General features: G+C 42.3%; 7 protein-coding genes and 1 riboswitch. Of the genes, 4 read left to right on the top strand and 3 right to left on the bottom strand.

Annotation, left to right across the window (positions count from 1 at the left end):
- Nucleotides 1-207: 207 nt before the first annotated feature.
- Nucleotides 208-774 carry a DHHA1 domain-containing protein gene (locus tag MM817_RS14780; RefSeq protein ID WP_336605191.1) on the top strand — a complete coding sequence of 189 codons (567 nt, stop codon included), beginning with the start codon at nt 208-210 and terminating at the stop codon, nt 772-774.
- Between the two features lie 27 nt (nt 775-801).
- Nucleotides 802-1,976 (top strand): IS3 family transposase gene (locus MM817_RS14775; RefSeq protein ID WP_419723420.1). Its coding sequence is split into 2 segments (ribosomal slippage): nt 802-1,069 and nt 1,069-1,976, totalling 1,176 coding nucleotides; the frame shifts between segments, so codons are not numbered across the junction.
- Between the two features lie 63 nt (nt 1,977-2,039).
- Here the strand turns inward: MM817_RS14775 and MM817_RS14770 are convergent.
- The 3 genes from MM817_RS14770 to MM817_RS14760 form a co-directional block, all read right to left on the bottom strand.
- Nucleotides 2,040-2,348 carry a response regulator gene (locus MM817_RS14770; RefSeq protein ID WP_241716538.1) on the bottom strand — a complete coding sequence of 103 codons (309 nt, stop codon included), beginning with the start codon at nt 2,346-2,348 and terminating at the stop codon, nt 2,040-2,042.
- Nucleotides 2,349-2,709: 361 nt separating this feature from the next.
- On the bottom strand, nt 2,710-4,929 hold the full coding sequence (locus MM817_RS14765) for a putative bifunctional diguanylate cyclase/phosphodiesterase (RefSeq protein ID WP_241716536.1): 2,220 nt from the start codon (nt 4,927-4,929) through the stop codon (nt 2,710-2,712).
- A 158-nt stretch (nt 4,930-5,087) separates the two neighbouring features.
- Nucleotides 5,088-5,172, bottom strand: a riboswitch (cyclic di-GMP riboswitch).
- 446 nt (nt 5,173-5,618) lie between these two features.
- On the bottom strand, nt 5,619-8,099 hold the full coding sequence (locus MM817_RS14760) for a diguanylate cyclase domain-containing protein (protein WP_241716534.1): 2,481 nt from the start codon (nt 8,097-8,099) through the stop codon (nt 5,619-5,621).
- A 561-nt stretch (nt 8,100-8,660) separates the two neighbouring features.
- On the opposite strand from MM817_RS14760, the gene MM817_RS14755 reads away from it, so the two are divergent.
- Together MM817_RS14755 and MM817_RS14750 are read left to right on the top strand one after the other, a co-directional pair.
- Nucleotides 8,661-10,370 (top strand): methyl-accepting chemotaxis protein, encoded by a 1,710-nt coding sequence (locus tag MM817_RS14755; protein WP_241716532.1) that lies wholly within the window; start codon nt 8,661-8,663, stop codon nt 10,368-10,370.
- 225 nt (nt 10,371-10,595) lie between these two features.
- A complete protein-coding gene (locus tag MM817_RS14750) occupies nt 10,596-11,039 on the top strand; it encodes a chemotaxis protein CheX (RefSeq protein ID WP_241716530.1) in 444 nt (147 codons plus the stop codon).
- Nucleotides 11,040-11,047 lie beyond the last annotated feature (8 nt).

The raw sequence follows: 11,047 nt of genomic DNA, 5'->3' as shown, positions 1-11,047 counted from the left end.
CTTGCGATCTACAACCTAGTTTGAGATTCGAAGACAGGGGATAAACCCTCCAACATCCAGCTCATTCGTAAACGCTCGCAAGGCGGGGACTACACTCTCAAGATCGAGAACCAATGGTCCCAAGGAGTCATTCGTAGTACCCCGACCACTACGAGAATTTTATCTCAAAACTCTTTGGAGTACGTGACATCAATATACTAAGGAGTCATTGGGATTGTCGCAGGGAAACTCACGCAAAACCTGTACAAACCTACGCTGTGCCTGTCGATCAAAGATGGCGTCGCTAAAGGATCAGGACGGAGTGTACCTGGTGTGGATCTCTATGCGTTGTTGCAGGCGGTACAAGCACAAACAAGTGTGTTCACGGCGTTTGGTGGCCACGCAGCGGCGGCAGGATTCTCCTTACCTGCAGATCGAATCAACGACTTACGGAGTGCATGGGCAACGGTCGCACAGGGTATCGAGTGGGAACCACCGCATATCGATGTGGATGCACCGCTACACGTGCATGAATTGACACCGCAGTTCATCGCCGATCTGAAACGTCTTGAACCGTTTGGCCAAGCGAATCCAGAGCCTATTTTCTTTTTGCGTGATGTACAGATTGGGGATGTACAGACGATGGGTGCCAAACAGCAACACCTACGCGCACGCGTGAAAGAAGGAACGGGACGTAGCTATTCGCTCGTCGCGTTTGGAGAAGGGGAACGGATCGCACAATGGCTAGAACTGCTGTTAGGCTATAGGGGTGGACACAACGAATCGAGAGTGTGAAAATAAGTAAATCGATTCGAGGTGTTCATGGTGACAAAGACAAATAGATACAGCACGGAATTTAAATTGAATACGGTGAAAATGATTTTGGAGGAGGGGCGGGTCGCTTCTCAAGTTGCACGGGATTTGGGCATGCCCGAGAAAACTCTATACGGCTGGATATCTCAGTATAAAAGCGATCCGAAACATCCGTTTGTCGGATCTGGTTATCTGAAGCCAGATGCGCAAGCAACGCGGGATTTGGAACGGGAAAATCGTGAGTTGAAAGAGGAACTAGAGATTTTAAAAAAGGCGCTGCGCATCGTAAGCCCAGACCGGAAGTAAGGTATCCATTTATCTACGATCACCGCTTCAACTATTCGGTTCAGAGGATGTGCAGAGTGTTTCAGGTGTATCGAAGCGGGTACTATGCATGGGTTAAGTGCCCTACTAGCGAGCGTACATATCGCCGAATGAATCTCACTCGACGTATTCATCACATCTTTCTTGCCTCTCGGCGTTTATACGGGAGTCCAAAGATTATGCGGGTGCTGCGAGACGAGGGTGTACGTGTTGGGCAGAAAACAGTGGCTCGTATCATGCGGGAGAATGGACTGAAGAGCCGCACAGTCCGTAAATATAAGGCAACAACCAATTCCAAACACAATCAGCCTGTAGATGACAACGTGCTAAATCAGACGTTTACGGCAGAGAGACCAAACCAGGTGTGGATGTCGGATATTACGTATGTTTGGACCGCTGAAGGATGGCTTTATGTAGCCAGTATCATGGATTTATTCACACGAAAAATCGTTGGATGGAAGGCTGACTCACGTATGACCAAGGAACTCGTGATGAGCGCATTAGACGACGCATATGAGCGGGAAAAGCCTGCTGATGGTGTGTTGCATCATTCGGATCGAGGCAGCCAGTATGCGTCCAATGAGTACCAAGCACGGCTAAAAAAGTACAAGATGAAAGGCAGCATGAGCCGCAAGGGAAACGGTTACGACAACGCTTGCATTGAATCATTTCACAGCGTCATTAAACGTGAGCTCATCCATGTAGAGACGTACAAAACGCGCAAACGGGCGCATAAAGACATTTGGGAGTACATCGAGATTTGGTACAACAGGTTGCGGATTCATTCGTCGATTGGATATAAGACCCCTGTACAATTCCAATCAATGTATTGCAATAATGTGAACCAGAAAGCTAGCTAGCATAATAAAACGATGTATCAGACTGTTTTGATATTCTTTGTTCGGGGTGTCCACCATATTGACTTAATACCATACATACCCAACCGCACCAGACCGAATGGCCTCAATCATATCGGATGGTTGTCCGATAGCAGATACCATGATAATACGAGCATCGGGGTAGACTGTGATCAATTCCCTGAGTGCGTCCAATCCTCCCATGTTTCGCATCGTAATATCCATGGTTACAAGATCTGGGGAACACTCTGCATAGGTGCTGATTACTTCAAGACCATCGGTAGCTTCGCCGACCACTATCCCTCCCTTTGCAACGACAACATTTCGAATCATGGATCGCATGAACGCGGAATCATCTACTATCATGATACGCATGAGATTGCTCCTCTCATTTGGTTGGGTGTTCAGTAAGAATCCATGATCGTTCCTCACTAATTAAATGTACTACGCGTGTGCCGTTATATTCTGGTTGTTGATTGACCTCACCTATGATGGAACTGTTTTACTTCGAAGAAGACAGCTTGATTTCTGCGAGTAATGGAAGCTGAGGTCCCATCAGCAATTTAAAGTTATCGAAACATCCGTAGAAGATACCGTGCGAAGAAAGCAGCAGTTCTTTTTGATTTTCATGATACATAGCCAAGTCCGCACTGCGCTTTGCGCGAAGTTTTTTATCTTCAAAAGCCATTTTCGTAAAAAACAACTAACTAATCAACGATAGGTTACTCGCTTTCACTTACGATATAAAAAATGAATCGATATTTTCAGTGAAAAATCTCATGTCACCCATTCGCTCACTACTCGTTTGTAATTGAATAGCTAATTCATGTACATCTTGCATTAACTTTTTCTGATTTTTTTCAGACATCATAAATTGAATGCCATACGTAAAAATGGTACCAGGTAATTCATTGCTCCATGCAATTTTACCACTCCATTCCATGCACTGATTCAACACCCAAACCTTAAACCTAAGGACAACCTCGCTCATCGATGCGAAACGTACATTGGAGATGAAAGATAATCCCCCTGCTCCAATATCATGAATTAACACTTCTGTATAACCAATATGCAGCACACGTCCTCTAATCGAGTCTATGGTCATCGATCCTATGATGGGATGTAGGGGAGCGACTCTAAAATATTGTCTTTGATTTACCTTACCATCATTGACTTCTTGTACTCTTATCCCTTCATGAATGACAAACTGATCGAATTGATCCGCAGGTAAGGGTCGACTAAATAGATATCCTTGAATTTCATCGCATTGTTCCTTTCGCAAGAGGTCCCATTCATGAGATGACTCAACACCTTCTGCAATAACACGAAGATGTAACTCATGGGCAAGTGTAATAATGGAGCGAACAATCTCTAACGTTGTCGAGTGGTCTGATATTTTTTGAATAAAAGACTTATCAATTTTTAATCCATCTAGTTCTACTTGATGTAACCAACTTAATGATGAGTACCCAGTTCCAAAATCATCAAAAAGTACTTGAATTCCCATTGCGCGTAATTCCTTCACAGCACGACTCACAACGAGTCCACTTGGCAATAGACTGGACTCTGTAATTTCAATTTCCAAAAAATGCGGATCAACCTTCGTTTCTTGTACAATGTGCTTCATCGTTTCCACAATATCACTATGTAAAAATTGATGAATAGAAACATTGACAGATAGTTGTAGGTGAATTCCCTTATCCAACCATTCTTTTAATTGGATACAGGCACTTTTCAATACCCATTCGCCAAGGCGCGTGATGAGTCCATTTTCTTCCGCAATAGATATGAAGTCGTCAGGGGAGACAAGTCCCCATTCTTCGTGCTCCCAACGAATCAATGCTTCTGCTCCAACAATCTGACCATTTTGTCCATCGACACGAGGTTGATAATAGAGAACAAATTGGTTTTTTTGCATGGCCGTTCGGAAGTCATTCGAAAGAAAAAAACGTTTATACGCTTGTGTATTTAAGGAAGCTGTATAAAAATGATACGTATTTTTATGGGTATCTTTGGTTCGAGAGAGTGCCATTCCTGCATGTTGAAATAATGTTTCGCCATCGAGTCCATCCTCTGGATAGAGAGAGATGCCAATACTAGCGGTAACAAACAGATTGAACTCATCAACCTGGAATGATAATTTAAATATTTCGCAAATTTTATCCGCCATGTCTACTACAAAGGTTGCATGCGTATAGTCCAGTAAAATAAATGAAAATTCATCTCCGCTTAACCGATAAAAGTACACGTCATGAGAAACAACATAACGTAGTTGATGAGTCAATGCCTGTAATAACTGATCTCCAATACCATGGCCTAACGTGTCATTGATTTTCTTGAAGTCATCGATATCCAATCGCATCACTGCCATATTTACCTTGTTCTCTTTAACATGATGAACCATAAGTTGTAAGTCTTCTATAAACTTTCTCCTATTAGGAAGTTTCGTTATGTCATCATAGTACGATTGATGCATCATCAAATCTTTTATACGTTGAATATCGGTTACATCACGTAACGTAGCGATGATCATCTCAGGTTCATCACGTAACTGTTTTAATGTCATGGCATAATGACACCATTCTCCATGTTGATGCTTTATACGTACATCCATGCTTACATAGGTTTCAGGCACTTGACGAACTTCATATATCTTCTCTTGCAAACTCTCTACATCATCAGCATGTACGATATCCCATATGGAGAACTCCCCATCACCCAAAGGATAACCTAATACATGGCGTATCGAAGAACTAATATACTTGATGTCAAACGCAGTTGAAAAAATAGCAAAAATATCCGAGGAACTATCTATGATTTCCAGTAATCTCTTTTCATCTAAGAATCCTTCCTGTATGATGTCAGATACTTCTTGAGTGGCTACTACCTGGTGTATCTTGACATGAGAAGCATCGTATTGGTTGGGCATATAGCACTCTTTTGTTTTTTCCATCATGAAAAGTACACCTCCATTATGATCTTCTACTCTGTTTGGGAATGACGATGTCTAGACTTATTTTCCCCCCTTCTATGCCTTATTAACGAATGAATCAGGAAATACTAAAAGGCGATCTCTAAGTATAAGAGGGTCGCCTTTTTCACAATCAAAATATGAGTGGCAACCCGGCGATCATAGGATGATTCCCGTAGACCCGTAGCTTTGCGTCCCAGTGTTTTCACTGGTTTGCCTTGAGACACAATTATTTTATCTCTGCAACGAATAATATATATCATGTAGGGTAATGCTTAACTAGCACTTTCCACTACGTATATTTTAATCCGTTATTCGACATTTTTCAAGGTTTTTCTACATAATTTATGCCAGTAATCATACAATTACAACACATTTATTTTCGGAATATAAACGTAGATTGATTGTACGATGAGAGGACAGGTAACGTTACAGATCACCGAATATATGAAGAGTCGGTATGCGTTCATTCAGGTGTGGGGTATACAACTGTTCTGGTAATGGATGATCATGGGTCCAGCGCTGTAGGAGTGTGTTCATTTATGTCTGGAATCTTACGGAAAGCCATCCTTACCATGTTCTATCGTTGTCCATGAAATCCTATAGCATCAAAAGATACTCTATGATGGATAGAGTATCTTTTGATCTTCGGATAAAGCCTTTCTATGTTGTCCTTACTTATTTTCGTAGCTAAAACGATGAGGATGGCTCGTCCAATGATCAATCACTAAGTCCACTAAGTTTGGATCGAACTGTTTTGCACGCTGTTGCTGGATATAGTCTTTGACTTCGTAATCCAACCATGCGCGCTTATAGCTACGTTTGCTCAGCAATGCATCAGTCACATCAGCAAGGGCTGCGATTCGCCCTGAAATGGGGATGGTATCTCCAGTAAGCCCTTGCGGATACCCGTTGCCGTCCCAATGTTCATGATGCGTTTGACTGATTTCTAGCGCATATACCAAGGCGCGAGAATGAGAAGGGTGAAACAGTGCAAGTTGTTGAATCACTGTATCAAGCATCGCTTTTCCAATCATCGGATGCTGTTTAATTTGTTCAAACTCTGTTTTCGTGAGTTTCCCCGGTTTACGCAAAATGAGATCCGAAATACCAGCTTTACCTAAATCGTGAGTTACACTAGCAATCGATAACATCTCCACATCACTCAAACTAATATATCCCTCATCAGCGGCAAGAGTAGCAATCCAGCGCACATAGTCACTAACGCGATGGACGTGTTGCAGTAAATCTGGATCATCCCACTCTGCTACGCGAGCCAATGTCGCTAAGAAAACTCCCTCATACGTATTTTGCATGCCAATAGATAAAGTAGCTTGTTCCTCCAGCGACTCTAGTGATTGTTGGATGGAAAGGTAGTGATATCTCCCATCAATTTGTGGCATGCGCAATGTCGTATGAGCAACCATGATCACTTCATGGGAACGTACATGTCGATTGATCAATACTCCAAAACTGATCCCACTGGTTTCAAGGTCGTCATGTAACTTTCTATAAACTTCATTATCCGTGTATCCACTTGAGACACACTCGATGGATTGGCCCAAGATATCTTCCTTTGTTGTGCCATATAAATTACACCATGCTGCATTTGCTTCTATCATACAACGTTCCTCATTAATCATAACGATGGGAACAGGCCAATCCAACGCATGAGATAGCACATGAGATGCATATGCGCTTTCATTAGGGTGACAGATCATCCAGTAACCGATGATCGTTTCACCCAATTGAAGAGAATGCACATAACTTTGCACCCGTTGCGGATGGCCATGTAGATTGGGGTGCAATAAGGCTGCTGACCACTTGTGTTGAGCAGTGTCACTGTCCTGTCCTTCATGACTACGTAGGGTATGGAATTCCCCTAATTTTTCTAAATAATAACGTTGATTGCCCAATAATTCATTACGAGAATACCCAGTTAATTTTTCGTAGGCAGCATTGACTTCAAGTAAGGCTCCCGCACGATCAAGGAGAATGACACTAAGGGGACTATCAGCCATGTATGTTGCCAGTGCTTGTTTTGCCAAATGAAGATGTTGTCGCGTATAGAATTCGGATGGCAGTTCATGTTCTGTACTATCCTTCTCGGTAGAAAACCAGTTGACCGTATTTTTTGTATGTTGTTTGACGTCAAGTAACGCCTGATCGGCTTGTCGCACTAAAACATCGAGGTCTAATTCACCGGTAGCAACACCCACACTTCCGCGAATAAATAATTGCGTACCTAGTCGTTCCACCCAAATCGGATGTCGGGTTAAGATCAGATGGATACGTTCAACAAGTTCAGTTAATTCTTTGCTTCCTTCAACCATGGGTTCAACAATGAGGACTAAAAACTCATCTCCTCCCCATCTTACGATCGCATCCTTATCGCGAATGGCCCCTTTTAATCGTTGCACTGCTTCTTGTAAGATCAAGTCTCCGATATCATGACCAAAAGTATCATTGACAAATTTAAAATCATCCAGATCAATCAAAATACAAGCAGCTTGTGCATGGCGTAAAGATTTACTCCATTGTTCACATCCACGCCGATTTAAAGCACCTGTAAGTGGATCAATATTGCGTTCATGTAACGAGATTTCACGATCACTGCGCTCCTTGATATACAGTAAAAAAAGTACAGCCGCTACCACTCCTTGGATTTCATGGATCCATTCCATGGGATTGGCCGTGAGAATCGCATGCATCGTTTGAAGAACAAACAAGAAGAACCATGCCCAGGCGGGCGACAATGCGAGAAAGGGCATAACAAACGCGATCATTGGTACAGAAAGCAACAAAACAACATAGCGTACATCGTGATGAATCGGGGTCAACCAAGCGATTCCGATCCATTGTAAGACAAATGCAACCAGTACGGCCGGAGCGATTCTTTTCGATGATTGTAGCAATTGTGCTATAAATATCATATACACGGGGTAGAGAATGAAACTCAATGGATGATTGAGTGAAGACCATACCAACATACCCAGTAGAGGGATGATTGCTTCAGGGATTTCATAGATACATATTCTTATTTTTTGAAAAATAGCTATCCTACGAAGTTGAATGATAAATTCTAATAATCCGATCACACTTGATACGTCCCAGACGGTATTCAACATGGTACTAAAAAGCGCAAATGGCATCATTCGATGGCGAAATTCTCCTTCCATATATGTGGATTTTGATGGATACAAGCAGTATCAACGGTAACTGTACGCTTTGGGTCAAGTGAAAACAAGTAAACTTGATCAGCATTCGTTCATCAGTAAATGATTTCAATGAAATGTCATGGATGTACTCCTACTCAACCCCCTCTTTCTGGATTGATCCATAGAAAGAAAGGGTTGATTATCACACGGACTACAAAATGGGTCTCACAATGACCATCAGGTTGATGATGAAATAGCCTCCATGGGTTTTTTTCATGGTTTTGCGATCGAACATGAACATTCCTCGAGTAATTGCTTGTTTGCGTGTGTCTACCTTCGGTCATTGATCGTAAAAATAATCCTCTCCATTTTACTAGCATCGCCATAATCGATGATGTATAATAAAAACTTCATTATTTTGTAATTGTTTTGTAATATAATAGGGAAGGAGGTTGTGAAAAATATAGTAAATAATGTATACTATGATTTTTGTTTTTCGTTCAGTAAATAGCCGTCCTTATTGCATGTGTAATAAAAATGAATAGGAGTGATTGAATATTGTGGACCGTAGCTCGAAAATTAACCATTGCGTGGATTCTATTAGCCGTTGTTGTTTTAATTGGGAGTTCAGTGACTCTGCACATGAGTCAAGAGACGAAAGCAAACATTGAGAAATTAAAGAATCAACAACTACAACTCTTAAATATTTCAAATAACGGATTTATAGGTTTTTTAAATATGGATGATCAATCCAATATGTTGGTTGGCCTCGAGGGTACGAAGTTTTCAGGAACTCTGTATACTCAAACATTGCAACAAATCGTACAAGGTGAAAGTCAACTGAATCAATCGTTGCATGACATGGCAGAACTCCCCTATTTGACAACGAATGAACAGCATCTCATCCATGAGGCCATGACAGCTGCCAGTGGTTATGAACACTATTGGCATATCGTTCATCAAAACAATCAAACCGATCATGCTTTAGCTGCAACCACGATGTATGTGACAAATAGTAATGTATCCAACTTGCTGACAACTGATTTACAAACGATTAGTTCGTTAGCACAGAACAACATCTCAAAATTCGTTCAGATGACCATCAATGAATCTGTGATGGTTACTGATCTTGCAGAACTATTACTCATCATAACGGTTCTTGCTAGCGTAGGGAGTCTCGTGTACATTCGTCTTCTCGTACGTCCCATTGCCTATCTATCGGAAGAAGCTAATCTTATGGGGAAAGGTGACTTTTCAGATCGTCCACAGAAATTTAAACGCAAAGATGATCTGGGGCTTCTGTCCACCAATTTACATACTATGGCTAGCGAGATGCGACAAATGATCCGTGGGATTCAAGATACAGCGATGCAATTAACGGCTTCCTCTCAAGAATTCACAGCCAGTGCTCAAGAAACAGCAAAGGCAGTAGAAGAATCAACCATTCATGTGCAAAAGGTAGCTGAAGGTGCCAACGAGCAACAACTTCAGGCTGAAGCTGCACTACAAAAATCATTAGCTACAGCTCATGAGATGGTGACGATGGCTACGATCACCGACACGCTAGCTAAAGAATCCCTCGATCATGTGGATAAGGCTAATGTGGGTAAACACAATGCAGATATTGCCGCTCACCAAATGAGAACGATTCGCGATGAGGTCGCAGCCATTGCTGTCACGATGACTCAGCTTGAAACAGACGCAAGTACCATCATGTCTACCATGGATGTGATTCAAGACATTGCTGAGCAAACGAATTTATTGGCCTTAAATGCAGCCATTGAAGCAGCACGCGCCGGTGATGCAGGCAGAGGATTCTCTGTGGTTGCAGAAGAGGTAAGAAAACTAGCCGATCAATCTCGAAAAGCGGCTCAATCGATTCATACGCTCATCCTTGCAGTCAATGAGCGAGTCACTAAAACGACAGCTGCTGTGCGCAGTGCGGATGAACATGTAATCCTTTGTACGAATGTCGTAGAAGAATCCAGCATGGCATTTCATACATTTTCTACAACAGCTAACGAACAAGCGCATGAAGCACAAGAAGGTGGAAAAAAAGCGAATTCATTGCGCATGCTTTCCGACGAGTCAACAGAAGCAGTGAAATCGATTGCTCACATTGCTAAGCACACCTCGATCACTGTGTCAGAGATTGCTTCACATGCAGAAGAGCAGCTGGCAACTATGGAGGAAGTCACAGCAGGTGCCGAAAGTTTAAGCCACTTAGCGGAAACATTACAGGGCATGATTGAGCAATTTATCGTGTAACAAAAAGGACACGTCCAACATTTCATTCATTTTACCTCGCTACCAGCGATTGGGGTCCATCGTAGTACACGTCATGATCGCATGTAGCTAGGGTGTAGAGAACTTGCATCGTGGACTCTCCATTCATACTCAGTCAAATAAAGGATCCAATGTCTTACAGCATGGAATGCCTAGCATTCATCCGATGAATAGGGACATAGAGTGATCGACTTTGGGAGGATGTCATTGGATAATCAGCAAATTTTTCATTTAATTAATGGTGCCATTGAGACCGTGAATGAAGTGATTCCTGTCCCACTTACGCGCCAACAAGCACGTCGCGTGGCTTCTCCACTTCAACAGCATGATTTGGGTGTGCTTGTTTCCTTTCTCGGCGATATCAAAGGCCAGCTTATTTATATGTTTTCGAACGAATACGCAAAACAGTTTAGTAAAGAGATGTTTGAGATGGAACTTGAAGGAGACATGTTAGATTCGTTTGTTGGCGAATTAGGGAATATGCTATCAGGCAATTGGGCTACTCGCATCTCGGCCACGGTGCGAGTAGAGATTGCTCCACCTGTAGTTCTAAAAGGTAGCACGCAATTGAGTACTACAGCAAGTGCATTTCTAGTTCCATTTCTCGGACCATATGGTGAATTTCAAATGTATGTATTGGTGGATAGTTAATAACCATC

Source organism: Sulfoacidibacillus ferrooxidans (assembly GCF_022606465.1).
GTDB lineage: Bacteria > Bacillota > Bacilli > Alicyclobacillales > SLC66 > Sulfoacidibacillus > Sulfoacidibacillus ferrooxidans.
The sequence above is the reverse complement of the archived record's forward strand: the minus strand, read 5'-3'. Positions and strand labels throughout refer to the sequence as shown.

Bases quoted from the DNA above. Each gene is read 5' to 3' on its own strand.
- MM817_RS14765 (WP_241716536.1), bottom strand. From the start codon at position 4,929: ATGATGGAAAAAACAAAAGAGTGCTATATGCCCAACCAATACGATGCT.
- MM817_RS14770 (WP_241716538.1), bottom strand. From the start codon at position 2,348: ATGCGTATCATGATAGTAGATGATTCCGCGTTCATGCGATCCATGATT.
- MM817_RS14760 (WP_241716534.1), bottom strand. From the start codon at position 8,099: ATGATGCCATTTGCGCTTTTTAGTACCATGTTGAATACCGTCTGGGAC.